The sequence below is a fragment of the Microbacterium galbinum genome (assembly GCF_023101185.1).
GTDB lineage: Bacteria > Actinomycetota > Actinomycetes > Actinomycetales > Microbacteriaceae > Microbacterium > Microbacterium galbinum.
Genome location: NZ_CP078077.1, coordinates 2,611,589 through 2,629,704, shown reverse-complemented (window position 1 = coordinate 2,629,704; position 18,116 = coordinate 2,611,589). Strand labels below are relative to the sequence as shown.

Sequence of the window (18,116 nt, the reverse complement as noted above, 5' to 3'; positions counted from 1 at the left end):
TTAGTGCGACGGCCCTCGGGCCGTGCGAGCGGCGGTAGCGTCGAACGGTGAGCATTCTCTTCTCTCCCCTGAGCATCCGTTCCGTCGAGTTCCCCAACCGTCTCTGGGTGTCACCGATGTGCATGTACAGCGCGATCGACGGTGTGGTGCAGGAGTGGCATCACACGCATCTGGCGCAGTTCGCCTCGGGCGGCGCCGGTCTGATCGTCGCGGAGGCGACCGCCGTGGTTCCCGAGGGCCGCATCTCCCCGCGCGACGTCGGACTCTGGAACGACGAGCAGCGCGATGCGTGGGTGCCGATCGTCCGAGCGATCCACGAGCGCGGCTCGCTCGCGGGCATCCAGCTCGCCCACGCCGGCCGCAAGGCTTCGACCTGGTGGCCCTGGGCGGAGCTGCGCGGATCGGTTCCGGTCGCCGACGGCGGCTGGACCACGACCGCGCCGTCCGCCCTCGCGTTCGAGGGATTCGCCGAGCCCGAGGCCCTCGATGCCGAGGGAATCGAACGCGTCGTCTCCGGCTTCGCCGACGCCGCCCGTCGCGCGCTCGACGCCGGGTTCGACGTGCTGGAGATCCACGGCGCCCACGGCTACCTCGTGCACCAGTTCCTCTCGCCGCTGTCGAACCGGCGCGATGACGACTACGGCGGCTCGCTCGAGAACCGCGCCCGCCTCCTGCTGCGCATCCTCGATGCGGTACGCGACGTCGCGGGTCCCGGAGTCCCCGTGTTCGTGCGCATCTCGGCCACCGATCACGCCGAGGGCGGATTCACCGCCGACGAGGCGACGCAGGTCGGGGACTGGGCGACCGCGCACGGCGCGGACCTCATCGACGTCTCCAGCGGCGGTCTCGTCGCCCACCAGCAGATCAGCGTGTTCCCGGGATACCAGGTGCCGCTGGCCGAGACCGTCCGCCAGGGCGGTCGCATCCCGGTCTCGGCGGTCGGGCTGATCACCGCCGCCGAGCAGGCGGAGCGGGTGCTCTCCGACGGCGCCGCCGATGCGATCTTCGCGGGGCGCGAGTGGCTGCGAGACCCGCACTTCGGCCTGCGCGCCGCGCACGATCTCGGTGTCGACGTCGCCTGGCCCCCGCAGTACGACCGCGCGCGCTGGCGCTGAGGCCTCGCGGCCGATCCGCGCACGACGAAGGCCGCCGACCCGTTGATCGAGTCGGCGGCCTTCGTGTGCATCATCAGTGCCCGCGGACGCGACGCGTCGCGTCCTGCACCTCCCCGACCAGCTCTTCGAGGATGTCCTCCAGGAAGAGCACGGCGGTGGTCTCACCCCGGGCGTCGCGCACCTTGGCCAGGTGACGCCCGGCGCGGCGCATGACCGCGAGGGCGTCCTCGAGGTCGGTGTCCTCTTGCACGGGCACCATGTGGTGGATGCGCTTGGCGGGAAGCGGCTCGACCATCTTCACCTCGGCATCCGGGCCGTCCGAGGCTCGGAGGATGTCCTTGAGGTGCACGTACCCGATCGGCGCGCCCTCGGCGTCGACGATCACGTAGCGGGAGAACCCGTACCGCGCGACCGCCTTCTCGATGTCGTCGGGGGTCGTCGTGGCCGGCAGCGTGACGAGGTCGCCCAGCGGGACCGCGACATCGCGCGCCTTCTTGTCGGTGAACTCGACCGCGGCGGCGACGGTCCCCGCGGTGTCGGTGAGCACCCCTTCGCGGCGCGACTGATCGACGATCGTCGCGACCTCCTCGAGCGTGAACGTCGAAGCCGCCTCGTTCTTGGGCTCGACGCGGAAGAGCCGCAGCACACCGTTGGCGGCCGCGTTGAGCAGCCAGATCACCGGCATGAACACCTTCGAGACCCACACGAGCGGGGTCGCGAGGATCAGCACGGCGCGATCCGGCACCGAGAACGCGAGGTTCTTCGGAACCATCTCGCCGAAGACCACGTGCAGGAACGACACGATCAGCAGGGCGATGGTGAACGAGACCGCGTCGACGGCCCCGTCGGGCCACCCGAGCGCGTGCAGCGGCACGGCCAGGAGATGGTGGATCGCGGGCTCCGAGACGTTCAGGATCAGGAGCGAGCAGATGGTGATGCCCAGCTGCGAGGTCGCGAGCATGAGCGTCGCGTGCTCCATGGCGTACAACGCCGTCTTCGCGGCGCGCGATCCCTGTTCGGCACGCGGCTCGATCTGCGAGCGGCGTGCCGAGATCACCGCGAACTCCGCGCCGACGAAGAAAGCGTTCGCGACCAGCAGCACGACGAGCCAGGCGAGTCCTCCCCAATCGCTCATCGGGTCACCTCCTCATCCGCGTCGACGGGTCTCGGAACGAAGCGGATGCGATCCACCCGGCGGCCGTCCATGCGGATCACCTGCAGCGTGCCGCTGTCGAGCGACACCTCGTCGCCGACCGCGGGGACGCGCTCGAGGACGCTCATCACGTAGCCGCCGACCGTGTCGTACACATCGCCCTCCGGGACGTCGATACCCGCGCGGCTGCGCAGCTCGTCCGGGCGCAGCTCGCCCGGGAAGGTGAGGCCGTCGCGTCCGCGGATCACGCCGGCGCGCGTGCGGTCGTGCTCGTCCGACACCTCACCGACGATCTCCTCGACGAGATCCTCGAGGGTAACGAGACCGGCGGTCCCGCCGTACTCGTCGACGACGACCGCGAGCTGGTACCCCCGGGCACGCAGCTCGGAGATGAGACCGTCGATGTGCACTGTCTCGGGAACGCGCAGGGGGTCGGTCGCGAGCGCGCCGACCGGCACTTCGGTACGACGGTCGCGCGGCACCGAGATCGCCGCCTTCAGGTGCACGACCCCCATGATGTCGTCGAGATCGTCGTCGTACACCGGGAACCGGCTGTGCCCCGTGCGACGGGCGAGCTGGATGACGTCGTCCGCCGAATCCCCGGCCGCGATCGCGTGCATGCTCGGGCGTGCGGTCATGACGTCCGCCGCCGTGAGGCGCGAGAACGTCAGGGTGCGGTCGAGCAGGGTCGCGGTGTCGGCTTCGAGCACACCGGCGCTCGCCGATCGGCGCACGAGCGAGGAGAGCTCCTCGGCGCTGCGCGCCCCGGAGAGTTCTTCCTTCGGCTCGATGCCCATGCTGCGCAGCACGCCGTTGGCGCTGCCGTTGAGCACGACGACCGCGGGCTTGAAGACGGTGGTGAAAGCGACCTGGAACGGAACCACGAGCTTGGCGGTGGCGCGCGGCAGGGCGAGCGCGAAGTTCTTGGGCACGAGTTCGCCCAGGATCATCGACAGCACCGTGGCGACGAACATCGCGACGACGGTGGCGATGGGCGCGACGGCGGGCTCCGGAATGTGCCAGGCGACCAGGGTCGGCCGCAGCAGGTTCGACAGCGCCGGCTCCATCGTGTAACCGGTCAGCAGCGTCGTGAGCGTGATGCCGAGCTGGGCCGACGAGAGATGCGTCGAGGTGTGCTTGAGAGCACCGATCGTGAGGGCGAGTCGGGATTCACCACGCGCCTGTCGCGCTTCGAGATCCGCGCGGTCGAGATTGACCAGTGCGAACTCGCTCGCGACGAACAGACCGGTGCCGATCGTGAGCAGGAGCCCCACGCCCAACATGACGTAGTCCATCAGAGGTTCCTCTCCGGCGGGAGAGGGGGACGGTGGGGCGATCTACTGCAACTGGGAGGGTCGTCCATAGTGTGGACGATTCTACCGAACGCGCTCGCGCGCGGTCGCGTCACCCGCGCGCGATTCCGCTACCAGCTGACCGGCAGCGCCTTGCCCTCTTCGTAGCCCGCGGCCGACTGCAGACCCACGAGCGCGCGATCGTGGAACTCCGGGACGGAGGATGCTCCGGCGTAGGTGAACGACGAGCGCACGCCCGAGGTGATCATGTCGAGCAGGTCCTCGACGCCCGGCCGCAGCGGATCGAGGTAGATCTTCGACGAGGAGATGCCCTCGGCGAAGAGTTCCTTGCGCGCCCGCTCGTAGGCGTCGAGCCTGCCGAAGCGGGCCTGCACCGCTTTGGTCGACGCCATCCCCCAGGACTCCTTGAAGATGCGTCCCTCGGCGTCGCGCTGCAACTCGCCCGGGGCCTCGATCGTCCCGGCGAACCAGGAGCCGATCATCACGGATGCCGCGCCCGCGGCGAGCGCCAGGGCGACGTCGCGCGGGTACCGGACCCCTCCGTCCGCCCAGACGTGCGCACCGAGCTCGCGGGCCGCCTGCGCCGTCTCGAGCACCGCCGAGAACTGGGGGCGGCCGACGGCGGTCATCATTCGGGTCGTGCACATCGCGCCCGGACCGACGCCGACCTTGAGGATCGAGGCTCCGGAATCCACGAGATCGTGCACGCCGTCGGCGGTCACGATGTTCCCGGCGACGAGCGGGAGCCCGAGGTTCAGATCAGACACGGTGCGCAGGGCGCGCAGCATCCCGTCCTGATGGCCGTGCGCCGTGTCGAGCACGAGCACGTCGACCCCGGCACCCGCGAGCGCGGTCGCCTTCGCGGCGACGTCGCCGTTGATCCCCACCGCTGCGGCGACGGTGAGCCGTCCGTCGGCATCGAGTGCGGGGCGGTAGAGAGTGGAGCGCAGGGCGCTGCGCGCGCTCAGCGTCCCGACGAGATGCCCGTGGTGCACGACCGTGACCATCTCGGCACCGGCCTCGGTGATCACGTCGAAGGCGTGCCGTTCGGATCCGATATCATCGGCGTCGATCGACGGTGTCCCCCGATGCACGAGGTCGCCCAGCTGCGCGTCCGGCAGAGCAGTCGCGAGCCGATTCGCGGGAAGGATGCCGAGGATGTCCTCGACGCCGATCGGCGCGGCCCCGTGCGCGACGACGATCCCGTGCCCCGGCGCGGCGGGAAGGAGCCGGAGGGCGTCGGCGACCGATGCGTGGGGCGGCAGGACGAGAGCCGTGTCCCACAGCACCGGCTGCGCCTTCACATCGCGGATCGCCGCGTCGAGATCCTGGAGGGGCATGTCCTGCGGCAGCACCCCGAGACCTCCGCGTCGCGCCATCACCGCGGCCAGGCGCGGCCCGGTCACGGAGTTCATGTTCGACGCCACGAGAGGCAGGGTCGCGGGCGTGCCGTCCTGCGGCGCCAGGTCGACCTGGAGCCGGCTGGTGACCGACGATCGTCGCGGCACGAGGAACACGTCGGAATAGGTCAGATCGACGGTCGGCTGCGCACCTGAGAACTCCATGACTCCACGGTATCGAGATCGAGCACTCCCTGGGCATGGCGTCGAAGATTCGCACCGGGAAACACGTTAGGCTTGTCGATCGAGAGTGTGCGGACCTGGGCGCATCCTGCGTCCCGCGAGCACTGTGAATCTTCAGCGATGAAAGAGGGCGATCGAGCGTGTCGAACCAGGTGACCGGCGTCGGGGGCGACGGGGGGTTCGGAGCCAATTCCTGGCTCGTCGAAGAGCTCTACGAGCAGTTCAAGGTGAACCGCGATTCCGTCGACAAGGAATGGTGGCCGATCCTCGAGAAGTACCACTCCGAGAACGCCGGTGCGACCGCCCCCGCCAGCACCCCGGCGGCCGAGCAGCCCGCCCACCCGGTGACGGCTCCGATCCCCGTGATCGGATCGCAGCCCGTGGCGCGCACGACGGCGAAGCCGGCAGCGGCGGCTCCGATCCCGGCGCAGGCGCCCAAGCCCGCCGCGAAGGACCCGTCCCCGGCCCCCGCGGACGAGGCCGAGGAAGACAAGGTCACCGTCCTCCGAGGCATGCCCAAGACGCTCGCGGCCAACATGGACGAGTCGCTCACCGTCCCCACCGCGACGAGCGTCCGCACCATCCCCGCCAAGCTGATGATCGACAACCGCATCGTCATCAACAACCACATGGCGCGCACCCGAGGCGGAAAGATCAGCTTCACCCACCTCATCGGCTGGGCGCTCATCCGCACGCTCGACGAGTTCCGCAGCCAGAACGTGTTCTACGCCGAGGTCGACGGCAAGCCCTCCGTCGTCGCCCCCGCGCACGTCAACCTCGGCATCGCGATCGATCTGCCGAAGCCCGACGGCACGCGCGCCCTCATGGTGCCGAGCATCAAGCGCGCCGACACCATGACCTTCACCGAGTACCTCTCGGCCTACGAAGACCTGGTCACCCGCGCGCGCAACAACAAGCTCACCGCCGGCGACTTCCAGGGCACGACGGTCTCGCTCACGAACCCGGGCGGCATCGGCACCGTGCACTCCGTCCCGCGTCTGATGAAGGGCCAGGGCTGCATCATCGGCGCCGGCGCCCTCGAGTACCCGGCCGAGTTCCAGGGCGCGAGCGAGAAGACGCTCAACGAGCTGGCGATCGGCAAGACGATCACGCTCACCAGCACCTACGACCACCGCGTCATCCAGGGCGCGGGATCGGGCGAGTTCCTCAAGAAGGTGCACGAGCTCCTCATCGGGCAGCGCGGCTTCTACGACGACATCTTCGCGGCGCTGCGCATCCCGTACGCGCCGATCCACTGGAACCCCGACATCGCCGTCGACCTCGCCGAGCGTGTCGACAAGCAGTCCCGCGTGCAGGAGCTCATCAACTCCTTCCGCGTCCGCGGCCACCTCATGGCCGACATCGATCCCCTCGAGTACCGCCAGCGCTCGCACCCCGACCTCGAGATCGAGAGCCACGGGCTCACCTTCTGGGACCTCGACCGCGAGTTCGTCACCGGTGGCTTCGGCGGACGTCGCGTCGCGAAGCTGCGTGACATCCTCGGAGTCCTGCGCGACTCGTACTGCCGCACGCTCGGCATCGAGTACATGCACATCCAGGACCCGGAGCAGCGCCGCTGGTTCCAGGAGAAGGTCGAGGTCAAGTACCAGAAGCCCGGCCACGACGAGCAGCTGCGGGTCCTCCGCAAGCTCAACGAGGCCGAGGCGTTCGAGACCTTCCTGCAGACGAAGTTCGTCGGCCAGAAGCGCTTCTCGCTCGAGGGCGGCGAGTCGCTCGTCCCGCTGCTCGACGAGATCCTCCAGGGTGCCGCGACCGCCGGCCTCGAGGGCGCCGCCATCGGCATGGCGCACCGCGGCCGCCTCAACGTGCTCACGAACATCGCCGGCAAGACCTACGGCCAGGTGTTCCAGGAGTTCGAGGGCACCCAGACCCCGGGCAACCAGCGCGGCTCCGGTGACGTGAAGTACCACCTCGGCACCGAGGGCACCTTCGTGGCCGACGACGGATCGGAGCTCCCGGTCTACCTCGCAGCCAACCCCTCGCACCTCGAGACCGTCGACGGAGTGCTCGAGGGCATCGTCCGCGCGAAGCAGGACCGCAAGCCGATCGGGACGTTCGCCTGGCTGCCGATCCTCGTGCACGGCGACGCGGCCTTCGCCGGTCAGGGCGTCGTCGTCGAGACCCTGCAGATGTCGCAGCTGCGCGGTTACCGCACCGGTGGCACGATCCACGTCGTGGTGAACAACCAGGTGGGCTTCACCACGACCCCGAACGACGGCCGCACCTCGGTGTACGCCACGGATGTCGCGAAGACCATCCAGGCGCCGGTCTTCCACGTGAACGGCGACGACCCCGAAGCCGTGATCCACGTCGCGCAGCTCGCCTTCGAGTACCGCGAGCGCTTCCACCGCGATGTCGTGATCGACCTCGTCTGCTACCGCCGTCGCGGTCACAACGAGGGCGACGACCCCTCGATGACGCAGCCTCTGATGACCGACCTGATCCAGGCCAAGCGCTCCGTGCGCCGTCTGTACACCGAGTCGCTCGTCGGTCGCGGTGACATCACCGAGCAGGAGTACGACGAGGCCAAGGCCGACTTCCAGAACCGGCTCGAGATCGCCTTCGCCGAGACGCATGCCGCCGAGACCGGGGCCACCCCGATCGCGCCCGAGCTGCCGCCGGTCGACGGCCAGGTCGGCGCACCGGATGTCACGGGTGTCGCGGGTGAGGTCATCCAGCTCATCGGCGATGCATTCGTGAACAAGCCCGAGGGCTTCACCGTGCACCCGAAGATCCAGCAGCTGCTCGAGAAGCGCCTCGACATGAGCCGCAACGGCGGCATCGACTGGGGCTTCGGTGAGCTGCTCGCGTTCGGATCGCTCCTCGTCGAAGGCACCCCGGTGCGCCTCGCGGGTCAGGATGCGCGCCGCGGAACGTTCGTCCAGCGCCACGCCACCCTCCACGACCGTGCGAACGGCCAGGAGTGGCTGCCGCTCTCCAACCTCTCCGACGCCCAGGGCCGCTTCTTCGTCTACGACTCCCTGCTCAGCGAGTACGCGGCGCTCGGATTCGAGTACGGCTACTCGGTCGAGGCCCCCGAGGCCCTCGTCCTCTGGGAGGCGCAGTTCGGCGACTTCGTGAACGGCGCCCAGTCCGTGATCGACGAGTACATCTCGGCCGCCGAGCAGAAGTGGGGCCAGCAGTCCAGCGTCACCCTGCTGCTCCCCCACGGCTACGAGGGCCAGGGGCCCGACCACTCGTCGGCACGCATCGAGCGGTTCCTGCAGCTCTGCGCCCAGGAGAACATGATCGTCGCGCGTCCGTCGACGCCGGCCTCGTACTTCCACCTGCTGCGCCGTCAGGCGTACGCCCGTCCGCGCAAGCCGCTGATCGTCTTCACGCCGAAGGCCATGCTGCGTCTGCGCGGCGCGACCAGCCCCGTCGAGGCGTTCACGCAGGGGCGCTTCGAGCCGGTGATCGACGACGACCGCGCTCTCGACCGCAGCGCCGTCAAGCGCGTGCTCGTGCACTCGGGCAAGGTCCACTGGGATCTGCGCGCCGAGCTCGAGAAGAACCCGAACCCCGAGGTGGCGCTCGTGCGTCTCGAGCAGCTCTACCCCACGCCGATCGACGAGCTCAAGGCCATCACCGACTCGTACCCGAACGCCGAGCTCGTGTGGGTGCAGGAGGAGCCGGAGAACCAGGGCGCCTGGCCGTTCCTGGCACTCGCGTTCGCGGACGTTCCCGGGGACCGCGCATTCCGACCGGTCGCTCGCGCCGCGTCGGCGTCGCCCGCGACCGGGTCGTCGAAGGTGCACGCCGCCGAGCAGGCCACGCTCCTGCGCGAAGCGCTGACCACGGCCTGACGTTCACTCGTACGCAGAAGGGCCCCCGACTCCGGTCGGGGGCCCTTCTGCGTACGCTCCGCGCGATCAGTACCAGATGTCGAGCGAGGGCGCGGGAGACGTGAAGAAAGCACGGTCGAGGAGGTCGACGACGGATGCCTCGGCATCGATGAGGCCCGCTCCGGCGAGCGCGGTCGCGCGCACCGCCCCCGCGTACAGCGACGACAGAGCGGCGACGCCGAGGACGGCATCCGGTGCGGCGGATTCCGCCGCTTCGACGGTCGCCACGCCCGAGACGTCGACGTGGAGTCGCCAGTCCCCCGCAGCGAAGCCGAGGGGGTCGTGGATGCGGAGCACCAGATCGACCGGAACCGAGTACTTCCGCGCGCTCAGTGCTCGAGCGACATCCAGCACTCGCAGCCAGCCGTGGTCGTGCACCTCCTGCGTGACGCCACGCTGATCGGCCACCAGCCACGGCAACGGGTCATCCGCCGTCTGCAGGTCGGCCGTGACCTCGTCGACGAGGTCGTGCTGCAGGGCGAACCGCCACAGCGCTGCACGGGCATCCGCGGTCTCGGCCACCAGCATCCGCACGTTCAGGCCGAATCGGAAGCTGCCGCTGCGATCGGTCACCGTGTATACGAGCACACCGCGGGTCTCGCCGTCGGCATCGACGTGGCGCACACCGCGCACCTTGTCGCGATCGGTCTCGCCCGGGGCGGTACCGGCGAACTGCTCCCATCGCCCCGCCCACCCGGCGATGCGGCCGGCGCGCGTGCGACGGGCCCGTTCGTGGACCGTCGCGAGATCGTCGACGAGCTGCGCGCGCTCGCGGTACTCCAGGCGTCCGGACGGTTCGTGCCCGCCCCATCCCGCCCGCCGGGTGTCGACGCTGAAGCGCACGGCCGGCAACGCCGACCCGAAGCCGTAGCGGCCGTAGATGGTGGCCTCCGACACCGTGAGCCCGGCGAGCGCGATCCCTGCGCCGTGGGCGGCGCGCAGCTCGCCCTCGAGGAGGGAACGAGCGATGCCCCGACGCCGATGCGTGGCGGCGACGGTCACCCCGCTGATCGCCCACATCCCGATCTCCGCTCCCCCGGGCACCGTCAGGGGCGTCACCCACGAGTCGATGGTCGCGACCGGGAGGTCGCCGGAGACCGCGTCGGTCTCGAAGACCCCGGTCGTCCGACGCTGCGAAACGGTCTGCCGGCTGTGGGCGAGCGCCTCGGGGGTCGACTCCTCACCGAGGAATCCGCGGCCGACCGCGCGGAGGAAGGGCGTCGCGGCCGCGTCGTCACTCAGATCGACCACGCGATAATCGAGACCCGAACCGTTCAGTCGGTCGCGGGAAGTCGCGTCGGCGGGAATGTCGCGGGCGTCGATGAGCGTCATGCCTCCACCCTACGGGTGGCTGACGACATCGGAGCCCGAGATGTCAGTGCTGCGCGGCCTGCGCCTCACGCAGGCGGGCGAACACCTGATCACGCAGCTCCTCGGGAGCGGTCTCCTTGCAGGCGCGCGCGATGACCTCGGTGAGCGTCTTCGCCACGAGGACCTCATCGCGGCACGACGGGCAGTTCTCGAGGTGCTCTCGGATCTCGGTGTGCTCGGTCTTGCACACCTCGTTGCGGAGGTACTCCTCCAGATCCTGACGCGCTTTGTCGCAACCGCAGTCGCTCATTTCCCGCTCCTCTTCTCAGCCGCGGCGATGCCCCGCTCCGCGGCGTAATCTGCCAGCAGCTCCCGCAGCATCCGTCTGCCACGGTGCAGACGGCTCATCACGGTGCCGATGGGGGTCTTCATGATGTCGGCGATCTCCTGGTAGGCGAAGCCCTCGACATCCGCGAGGTACACCGCCAACCGGAAGTCCTCGGGAACCGCCTGCAGGGCGTCCTTCACGACGGACGCCGGCATGTGATCGATCGCCTCGGCCTCCGCAGACCTGCTGTGCGACGCGGTCGTCGATTCCGCGCCGCCCAGCTGCCAGTCCTCGAGCTCGTCGATCGTGCCCTGGAACGGCTCGCGCTGCTTCTTGCGGTAGATGTTGATGTACGTGTTCGTGAGGATCCGGTACAACCACGCTTTGAGGTTCGTCCCCTGCGAGAAGGTCGCCCACGAGCCGTACGCTTTCACGAACGTCTCCTGCACGAGGTCGGCGGCGTCAGCGGGATTGCGCGTCATGCGCATGGCGGCGGCGTACAGCTGATCCATGAACGGGATCGCCTGTTCCTCGAACTCACGCTGAGAGTCGCTCGAGGTCGCTGCGGTTGCGGTGTCATCCATCACGGGCCAGTCTAGGCCGCTGATGTCCACCGACCCACGCTCCAAGGTCGCCAGCATCCTGCTCTCCTCCTCGGCGGGTACGCCGCCGTTCACTAAGGTGGAAACCGATGAGCGCCAACAGGTATTCCCCTCCCCCCGTCACGGGCGCCTACACCGCGCCGGTTTTCGACGATCCGATCCACGCGACGCTGACGATCCCCGGCTCGAAGTCCCTCACGAACCGTGAGCTCATCATCGCCGCGATCGCCGACGGCCCCGGTCGTCTGATCAGTCCACTGCACTCCGACGACTCCCGCCGGATGGTCGACGCGCTGCGTGCGCTCGGCGTCGGCATCGAGGAGGTGGATGCCGGGGGCGAGTTCGGACCCGACCTCGTCGTCACCCCTGCGAAGCTCTCCGGGGGCACCACGGTCGACTGCGGCCAGGCCGGCACGGTCATGCGGTTCATCGCGCCCCTCGCGGGCCTCGCGGCCCACGACGTGCACCTCACCGCGCACGAGACTGCCCTGCACCGCCCCATGGGCGGCCTGATCAGCGCCCTGCGCGACCTCGGGGTCGACATCGACGACGAGGGCACCTGGGCGCTGCCGTTCACCATCCGCGGGCACGGACGCATCCGCGGTGGACGCGTCGAGATCGACGCCTCCGCCTCGAGCCAGTTCGTCTCGGGTCTGCTGCTCGCCGCTCCGCGCTTCGACGTCGGCCTGCACCTCGTGCACACCGGAGAGCACCTGCCGAGCCTCCCGCACATCGACATGACGATCGAGGCCCTCAGCCGTCGCGGCATCCGCATCGAACGTCCGGCGACCGGGGAATGGCTCGTCGAAGCCGGCGTTCCGCGCGCCAAGGAGATCGCCATCGAACCGGATCTCTCCAACGCCGCCCCGTTCCTCGCGGCGGCGATGGTGACCGGAGGGGCGGTGTCGATCACCGGCTGGCCGGCGCACTCCACCCAGCCCGGAGCGCTGCTGCCCGAGATCCTCCAGGCGATGGGCGCCCACGCCAGCCGGCACGGCGGAGCCCTGACCGTCCGTTCCGGCGGCGTCATCCGCGGCCTCGACCTCGACCTGTCGGCGGCGAGCGAACTCACCCCGACCCTCGTCGGCCTCGCGGCCTTCGCCGACGGCCCCACGACGATCCGCGGGATCGGTCACATCCGCCTGCACGAGACCGATCGGATCGCCGCTCTCATCAACAACCTCCGCGCGCTCGGCGGCGAGGCGGAGGAGCTCCCCGACGGTCTACGGGTCATCCCCCGCCCGCTGCACGGCGGCACCTGGGCCGCTCACCACGACCACCGGATGGCGACCACCGGCGCGCTGATCGGACTCCGGGTGCCCGGGGTGGAGATCGACGACATCGGCACCACCGCGAAGACGCTGCCCGAGTTCACGCTGCTGTGGGAGCGGATGCTGCGAGGCGCGGCCGCGTGAGCTGGCTCGACGGCGACGACGACCTCGAGGACGACTTCGAGGACTACGACGAGAGCGCGATCCGCTCTCGCCCCAATCCGAAGGCGAACAGGCCCCGGACCAAGCGTCGGCCTGCGCACGAGGATGCCGAGATCGGTCGTGTGCTCGGCGTGGATCGCGGCCGATACTCCGTGCTGCTCGACGAGGACTCCCCGACCGAGCGCACGATCACCGCTGCCCGCGCCCGGGAACTGCGCCGGAACCCCATCGTCACGGGTGACCGGGCACGCGTCGTCGGCGACCTCTCCGGGGAGGACGGCACGCTCGGCCGCATCGTCGGGATCGTCGATCGCACGTCGCTCCTGCGCCGCAGCGCCGACGACACCGATCAGGTCGAACGGGTGATCGTCGCGAACGCCGATCAGATGCTCATCGTCGTCGCGGCCGCCGATCCGGAACCCCGCGAACGCCTCGTCGACCGCTATCTCGTCGCCGCCCTCGATGCCGGCATCCGCCCGCTCCTCGTCGTGACCAAGACCGATCTGGCTGACCCCGCGCACTTCCTGTCGCACTTCGACGGACTCGATCTGACCGTCTTCACCAGCGCCCAGGACGTCATGCCGATCGACGAGATCGGGTCCGCGCTGGTCGGGCACTCCACGGTGTTCGTCGGTCACTCGGGTGTCGGCAAGTCGACGCTCGTGAACGCGCTCGTCCCCACCGCCGGTCGGGCGACCGGGCATGTGAACCAGGTGACGGGACGCGGTCGGCACACGTCGTCGTCGACGGTCTCTCTGCGCTACCAGGGGCCGACCGGCAACGGATGGGTCATCGACACCCCGGGTGTGCGATCGTTCGGCCTCGGGCATGTGAAGCCCGAGAACATCCTCGCGGCCTTCACCGAACTCGCCGAGATCGCGGAGAACTGCCCGCGCGGATGCACGCACCTCGCGGATGCCCCGGACTGCGCCCTCATCGAGGCGGCCGAGCGCGGCGAACTCAGCGAGACGGGCCTCGCCCGCCTGGACTCTCTGCAACGCCTGTTGCAGACGTTCGCCGACAAGGCGGAGCAGGCGACCGGCCGATAGGCTGGACGGGTGACTCAGCGCCTCGAAGCCGGAACGCCCGCCCCCGATTTCACCCTTCTCGACCAAGACGGTACGAGCGTCTCGCTCTCCGATCTGCGCGGCGAGAAGACGGTGCTCTACTTCTATCCGGCCGCGATGACCCCCGGCTGCACCACGCAGGCGTGCGACTTCCGCGACAGCATCTCCTCGCTCCAGGGCGCCGGCTACCGCGTGATCGGCATCTCGCGCGACGAGCCGAAGAAGCTCGCGACCTTCCGCGAGCGCGACGGCCTGACCTTCACGCTTCTGAGCGACCCCGACCACGCCGTGCACAGCGCCTACGGCGCCTGGGGCGAGAAGGTCAACTACGGCAAGGTCATCGAGGGCGTCATCCGTTCCACGTTCGTCATCGACGAGGACGGCGTGATCGCGCACGCCCTCTACAACGTGAAGGCGACGGGACACGTGGCCCGGCTGCGGAAGCTGCTCGGCATCGACGCCTGAGGCGCGTCAGTCGCCCGCGGGCCCGTCGTTCTCGTGCAGCTCGGCCTCGCGCCGCGTGCTCGCGATGAGGAGCACGAACCCGAGCAGTCCCGGCGAACCCGCCCCGAGCACGAACGCCCACGGGATGGGCTGCAGGGTCAGTGACGCGAGAGCGATCACGACCGCGAGGATCTGGAACACCACGCCCCCGGATCGCGCCCAGGAGCGCCCCGCGCGCGCACCCCAGGCGAAGGCGAAGAGCGCCGCCGCACCGATCAGGGTGAGCACCATCAGCGCGACAGCCGTGGGCACGGATGCCGCGTCGCCGGCACCGATCCCCATCAGCTCGATCAGGGCGAAGACCACGAGAGCGGCCCCCTCGGCGGCGAGCACCGCCGCGGCGGCGAGGGCGAGTCCGGGTGCGCGCACGGAGTCTCCTGGGAATCGAGAGTGAATGGCAAAAAGCCTTGATTTCGAAGGTTTCCTGTAACACAATAGAAACAGTCATGTGCTCCCACAGCGGCGTGGGGCGGGCTCTCTGCCCGCATCACACTTCGCGGGCAACCGTCCGCATCTCACACAGGGTAACGGATCCCGAGCCGTCACCCGAATCGAGACATCGCATCGCGATTCTGAAATCCACACCGAGGAGCCCCCATGGACTGGCGCGACAAAGCCGCCTGCCTGACCGTCGATCCCGAGCTGTTCTTCCCGGTCGGCAACACCGGCCCGGCCGTCGACCAGATCGAGAAGGCGAAGACCGTCTGCGCCACCTGCACGGTCACCGAGATCTGCCTGCAGTACGCGCTCGAGTCCAGCCAGGACTCGGGTGTCTGGGGCGGCCTCTCCGAAGACGAGCGTCGCGCCCTCAAGCGCCGCGCCGCACGCGCCCGCCGCGCCTCCTGACGCATCACGAAAGCCCCGCCGTCGAGAACTCCTCGTCCGGCGGGGCTTTCGCGTGCCCTCAGCTCCCCCGAGGGCTCACTTCTGCAGCCACCGCAGCGGGATGTCGATGACCACGGAGGTCCCCTCGCCCTCGCTGCCGCGCCACTCGATCGTGCCGCCGAGCTCGCCCTGGATGAGCGTGCGGATGATCTGCGTGCCGAGGCCCTGACCGATTCGCCCCTCCGGCAGCCCGTGTCCGGTGTCGTGCACCGTGACCCGGAGGTTCTCCTCGGTGCGTGCCGCGTCGATCGTGACGAGGCCCTCCTGGCCCGCGAGCCCGTGCTCGACGGCGTTGGTGACGACCTCGGTGAGCGCGAGCGCCAGTGGGGTCGCGTACTCGCTCGGCAGCACGCCGAACCGACCGGTCGACTGCGTCTGCGCCCGTGTGTTCGGAGCGGAGGCGACCTCGGCGACCAGCTTGAGGACGCGATGGAAGACCTCGTCGAAATCGACCTTCTGCGTCAGTCCCTGGGCGAGCGTGTCATGGACGACCGCGATCGCGTCAACGCGTCGCATCGCCTGGGTGAGCGCGTCCCTGGCCTCGTCGGAGTGCGTCCTGCGCGCCTGGATGCGCAGCAGGGAGGCCACCGTCTGCAGGTTGTTCTTGACGCGGTGATGGATCTCGCGGATCGTCGCGTCCTTGGTGATGAGCTCCTGCTCCTGATGACGCAGCTCCGAGACGTCGCGGCAGAGCAGGATCGCGCCGATCCGCGTGCCGTGATCCTTCAACGGAATCGCTCGGAGGGAGACCGTCACCCCGCGCGCCTCGATGTCGGTGCGCCACGGCGCCCGTCCGGTCACGACGACGGGGAGCGACTCGTCGACCTGCCGGGAGGGCGGGACGAGACGGGTCGTCACCTCGGCGAGGGACTCGCCCTCGAGCTCGTCGTCGAATCCCATGCGGTTGAAGGCGGACAGGGCGTTCGGGCTCGCGAACGTGGTGATGCCGTCGACGTCGATGCGGATCAGACCGTCCGAGGCACGGGGAGCGCCGCGGCGCGGCGAGGTCGGGGCCGCGAGATCCGGGAAGCTGCCGTCGGCGATCATCCGGAACAGATCGTTGGCGCAGTCGTCGAACGTGATCTGCTGACGGGAGGGCGTGCGCGCCTCACCGAGGTTCGTGTGCCGGGTGACGACACCGATGACGGACGGTGGCACGTCGCCCGAGCGCCGCGCGTTCACGATCGGCACGGCGCGCACCCGCGTGGGCGTCTCCTCGAACCAATCGGGTGAGGACGAGTCCACGATCTCCGCGGTATCGAACGCCCCCTGCACCTGGGTACGCCACTGCGGACGCACGCGCTCCCCGACGATGTCCCGGTAGAAGAGGGTCGCCGCGCCGCTCGGGCGGGCATGGGCCACCGCGATGAAGGAGCCGTCGTCGGTCTGCACCCAGACGACGATGTCGGCCGATGAGAGATCGGCGAGCAGCTGACCGTCCCCGGCCAGGCGATGCAGCCACTCGACATCGCCGTCGTTCAGACGGCCCTGGGCATGGGCGAGATCAGTGAGGGTCGACACCCCTCCAGCCTACGGTCCTTCGCTCTAGAGGATCGCCAGCGACGTCGCGCGCCAGCGCCGATCCAACCCCTCCAGGCGCACGGCGACGGCGCGCGTGCGTCCGGGGCCTGCCACGATGACGACCGCTTCGATCACGCTGTCGACGGGAGCGGAGATGCGCAGGGAACGGATCTCGAAGCTGGGGCGGGCCGGCACCACTCCCCGTGCGCTGCGCGCCCGTGCCGAGAGGTTCGATCGCGTGACCAGGCTGCGGTAGGCGTCTTCGCTGAACCATCGAGCGAGCTGATCGACCTCCCGCACACCGGCGAGCACCTCGAGCACACCCTGGGTGAGGCTGCGCAGCAGCGGGGCCGGATCGGGCAGCTCGACGGTCGGGGTCGGCTGCCGCGCGAAGTACTCATGAAGCGTCATCGTCACACTCTCAGTCGGGGAACGCGAGCCAGTAGAGCACGCGGAAGCCCGCGCGCAGGGGCCTTCGACAGAGGTATGTGGATAACTCGTATGTCGCCCTTCTCCCTCCCCTACGCTCGATCCGATGAACTGGGACAGGCTGTTTGAGGACCTCGAGGGTCAGCTCGCGTCGGAGTGGGAGGCGGAGCGCGCCGCTCTCGATGCGGAGTCGGAGCGTGTGCGCATCTCACAGCTCGCGCTGCGAACGCGCCTGCGTGCGATGAGCGCACGGCGTGCGTCGATCGTGATCGAGCTCGCGAACGGGCGACGGATGCCGGTGATCCTGCGCACCGTGGGCGCCGACTGGCTCGCGGCCGAGATCTCCACCGCGCTCGGTGCTCTCGCTTCCCGATCGATGCTCGTCGTCCCCCTGCGCGCGATCCAGAGCCTCGGCAGCGATCACGGAATGCTGTTGAGCAGTCTCGAGGAGGACGCCGATCCCCCCAGCATCCTGCGCGAGAGGATGACCCTCGGGTTCGTGCTCCGCGACCTGGCGCGCCGACGCGTCGCGCTCCACCTCACCACCACGAGGGGTGACGACGTGCACGGGACCATCGATCGTGCGGGCGCCGATCACCTCGATCTCGCTGTGCACGATGCGGGCACCGCGAGACTGGCGAGTGCGGTGCAGAGCTTCCGGATCGTGCCCTTCGAGGCCCTGGTCGCCATCCGGCTCGCCGGCGATCAGCGTCTGTGAGCGGTGGAGGCTCCCCAGATCTCGGGGAAGCTCGCCTCCTGTGACTGACGCCAGAGCGCCATCCGACGGGATTCCTCCGACTGCGCGGCCAGATACCCCTCGATACTCGATTCCTCGATGCGCCATCGTGCGGGGACTCCGAGCTGAGCGCCACGCAGACGCCCGGCCAGGACGAGCTCGATCACCTCGTCGATCTCGACGCTCAACAACTCCGCCACCTGCGCGGGGGCGAGGTAGCGCGGAGCGACGCGAGACGGATCGGGCATGCACCCATTCTGCCCCGCACGG

The 18,116-nt window shown here is 69.5% G+C and carries 17 protein-coding genes; 7 read left to right on the top strand and 10 right to left on the bottom strand.

The window, feature by feature from the left end; genetic code table 11:
• Positions 1–47 precede the first annotated feature (47 nt).
• Positions 48–1,115, top strand: a complete 1,068-nt coding sequence (locus KV396_RS12645; protein ID WP_247955942.1) for an NADH:flavin oxidoreductase/NADH oxidase — start codon at positions 48–50, stop codon at positions 1,113–1,115.
• 73 nt (positions 1,116–1,188) lie between these two features.
• On the opposite strand, the gene KV396_RS12640 is transcribed toward KV396_RS12645, so the two are convergent.
• The 3 genes from KV396_RS12640 to guaB1 form a co-directional block, all read right to left on the bottom strand.
• Positions 1,189–2,250, bottom strand: a complete 1,062-nt coding sequence (locus KV396_RS12640; RefSeq protein ID WP_247955941.1) for a hemolysin family protein — start codon at positions 2,248–2,250, stop codon at positions 1,189–1,191.
• Positions 2,247–3,563 (bottom strand): hemolysin family protein, encoded by a 1,317-nt coding sequence (locus KV396_RS12635; protein ID WP_247955940.1) that lies wholly within the window; start codon positions 3,561–3,563, stop codon positions 2,247–2,249. The genes KV396_RS12640 and KV396_RS12635 overlap by 4 nt, the downstream gene beginning before the upstream one ends.
• A gap of 128 nt (positions 3,564–3,691) precedes the next feature.
• The gene (gene guaB1, locus KV396_RS12630) at positions 3,692–5,146 is read right to left on the bottom strand and encodes a GMP reductase (protein ID WP_247955939.1); all 1,455 of its coding nucleotides are present in this window, start codon (positions 5,144–5,146) and stop codon (positions 3,692–3,694) included.
• A 158-nt stretch (positions 5,147–5,304) separates the two neighbouring features.
• Between guaB1 and KV396_RS12625 the strand changes: the two genes are divergently transcribed.
• Positions 5,305–8,991, top strand: coding sequence for a multifunctional oxoglutarate decarboxylase/oxoglutarate dehydrogenase thiamine pyrophosphate-binding subunit/dihydrolipoyllysine-residue succinyltransferase subunit (locus KV396_RS12625; protein ID WP_247955938.1), 3,687 nt, complete (start codon positions 5,305–5,307; stop codon positions 8,989–8,991).
• 66 nt (positions 8,992–9,057) lie between these two features.
• On the opposite strand, the gene KV396_RS12620 is transcribed toward KV396_RS12625, so the two are convergent.
• The 3 genes from KV396_RS12620 to KV396_RS12610 are packed head-to-tail and all read right to left on the bottom strand — an operon-like array spanning position 9,058 to position 11,310.
• Positions 9,058–10,362, bottom strand: a complete 1,305-nt coding sequence (locus KV396_RS12620) for a GNAT family N-acetyltransferase (RefSeq protein WP_247955937.1) — start codon at positions 10,360–10,362, stop codon at positions 9,058–9,060.
• Between the two features lie 43 nt (positions 10,363–10,405).
• Complete coding sequence (locus tag KV396_RS12615; RefSeq protein ID WP_247622847.1) at positions 10,406–10,651, bottom strand: anti-sigma factor family protein; 246 nt, start codon at positions 10,649–10,651, stop codon at positions 10,406–10,408.
• Complete coding sequence (locus tag KV396_RS12610) at positions 10,648–11,310, bottom strand: sigma-70 family RNA polymerase sigma factor (RefSeq protein WP_281731228.1); 663 nt, start codon at positions 11,308–11,310, stop codon at positions 10,648–10,650. Before KV396_RS12610 ends, KV396_RS12615 begins: the two co-directional genes overlap by 4 nt.
• Before the next feature lie 50 nt (positions 11,311–11,360).
• Here KV396_RS12610 and aroA point away from each other — a divergent pair, with 50 nt between their 5' ends.
• From aroA to bcp, 3 genes are read left to right on the top strand one after another with little or no spacing between them, the layout of a single operon-like run.
• A complete protein-coding gene (aroA, locus tag KV396_RS12605) occupies positions 11,361–12,686 on the top strand; it encodes a 3-phosphoshikimate 1-carboxyvinyltransferase (RefSeq protein WP_247955936.1) in 1,326 nt (441 codons plus the stop codon).
• Positions 12,683–13,753, top strand: a complete 1,071-nt coding sequence (gene rsgA / locus KV396_RS12600; RefSeq protein ID WP_247622850.1) for a ribosome small subunit-dependent GTPase A — start codon at positions 12,683–12,685, stop codon at positions 13,751–13,753. The genes aroA and rsgA overlap by 4 nt, the downstream gene beginning before the upstream one ends.
• Positions 13,754–13,762: 9 nt before the next feature.
• Complete coding sequence (gene bcp / locus KV396_RS12595; RefSeq protein ID WP_247955935.1) at positions 13,763–14,236, top strand: thioredoxin-dependent thiol peroxidase; 474 nt, start codon at positions 13,763–13,765, stop codon at positions 14,234–14,236.
• A 6-nt stretch (positions 14,237–14,242) separates the two neighbouring features.
• Here the strand turns inward: bcp and KV396_RS12590 are convergent, their stop codons facing one another.
• The gene (locus KV396_RS12590; protein ID WP_247955934.1) at positions 14,243–14,644 is read right to left on the bottom strand and encodes a hypothetical protein; all 402 of its coding nucleotides are present in this window, start codon (positions 14,642–14,644) and stop codon (positions 14,243–14,245) included.
• A gap of 228 nt (positions 14,645–14,872) precedes the next feature.
• Here KV396_RS12590 and KV396_RS12585 point away from each other — a divergent pair, with 228 nt between their 5' ends.
• Entirely contained in the window at positions 14,873–15,121 is a 249-nt protein-coding gene (locus KV396_RS12585) for a WhiB family transcriptional regulator (protein WP_028503730.1), read from the top strand.
• A gap of 75 nt (positions 15,122–15,196) precedes the next feature.
• Here KV396_RS12585 and KV396_RS12580 read toward each other — a convergent pair whose 3' ends face one another.
• Both KV396_RS12580 and KV396_RS12575 read right to left on the bottom strand, forming a co-directional pair.
• The gene (locus KV396_RS12580) at positions 15,197–16,681 is read right to left on the bottom strand and encodes a sensor histidine kinase (RefSeq protein WP_247622853.1); all 1,485 of its coding nucleotides are present in this window, start codon (positions 16,679–16,681) and stop codon (positions 15,197–15,199) included.
• Positions 16,682–16,705: 24 nt separating this feature from the next.
• On the bottom strand, positions 16,706–17,092 hold the full coding sequence (locus tag KV396_RS12575; protein ID WP_247622854.1) for an Rv3235 family protein: 387 nt from the start codon (positions 17,090–17,092) through the stop codon (positions 16,706–16,708).
• A 124-nt stretch (positions 17,093–17,216) separates the two neighbouring features.
• On the opposite strand from KV396_RS12575, the gene KV396_RS12570 reads away from it, so the two are divergent.
• Entirely contained in the window at positions 17,217–17,828 is a 612-nt protein-coding gene (locus KV396_RS12570; RefSeq protein ID WP_247632486.1) for a hypothetical protein, read from the top strand.
• On the opposite strand, the gene KV396_RS12565 is transcribed toward KV396_RS12570, so the two are convergent.
• Complete coding sequence (locus KV396_RS12565) at positions 17,816–18,094, bottom strand: helix-turn-helix domain-containing protein (protein ID WP_247632487.1); 279 nt, start codon at positions 18,092–18,094, stop codon at positions 17,816–17,818. The genes KV396_RS12570 and KV396_RS12565 overlap by 13 nt on opposite strands.
• Positions 18,095–18,116: the final 22 nt, after the last annotated feature.

Coding starts and splice junctions, on each gene's coding strand:
- KV396_RS12640 (WP_247955941.1), bottom strand. CDS start 2,250: ATGAGCGATTGGGGAGGACTCGCCTGGCTCGTCGTGCTGCTGGTCGCG.
- KV396_RS12635 (WP_247955940.1), bottom strand. CDS start 3,563: ATGGACTACGTCATGTTGGGCGTGGGGCTCCTGCTCACGATCGGCACC.
- guaB1 (WP_247955939.1), bottom strand. CDS start 5,146: ATGGAGTTCTCAGGTGCGCAGCCGACCGTCGATCTGACCTATTCCGAC.
- KV396_RS12620 (WP_247955937.1), bottom strand. CDS start 10,362: ATGACGCTCATCGACGCCCGCGACATTCCCGCCGACGCGACTTCCCGC.
- KV396_RS12615 (WP_247622847.1), bottom strand. CDS start 10,651: ATGAGCGACTGCGGTTGCGACAAAGCGCGTCAGGATCTGGAGGAGTAC.
- KV396_RS12610 (WP_281731228.1), bottom strand. CDS start 11,310: ATGCTGGCGACCTTGGAGCGTGGGTCGGTGGACATCAGCGGCCTAGAC.
- aroA (WP_247955936.1), top strand. CDS start 11,361: ATGAGCGCCAACAGGTATTCCCCTCCCCCCGTCACGGGCGCCTACACC.
- KV396_RS12585 (WP_028503730.1), top strand. CDS start 14,873: ATGGACTGGCGCGACAAAGCCGCCTGCCTGACCGTCGATCCCGAGCTG.
- KV396_RS12575 (WP_247622854.1), bottom strand. CDS start 17,092: ATGACGCTTCATGAGTACTTCGCGCGGCAGCCGACCCCGACCGTCGAG.
- KV396_RS12570 (WP_247632486.1), top strand. CDS start 17,217: ATGAACTGGGACAGGCTGTTTGAGGACCTCGAGGGTCAGCTCGCGTCG.
- KV396_RS12565 (WP_247632487.1), bottom strand. CDS start 18,094: ATGCCCGATCCGTCTCGCGTCGCTCCGCGCTACCTCGCCCCCGCGCAG.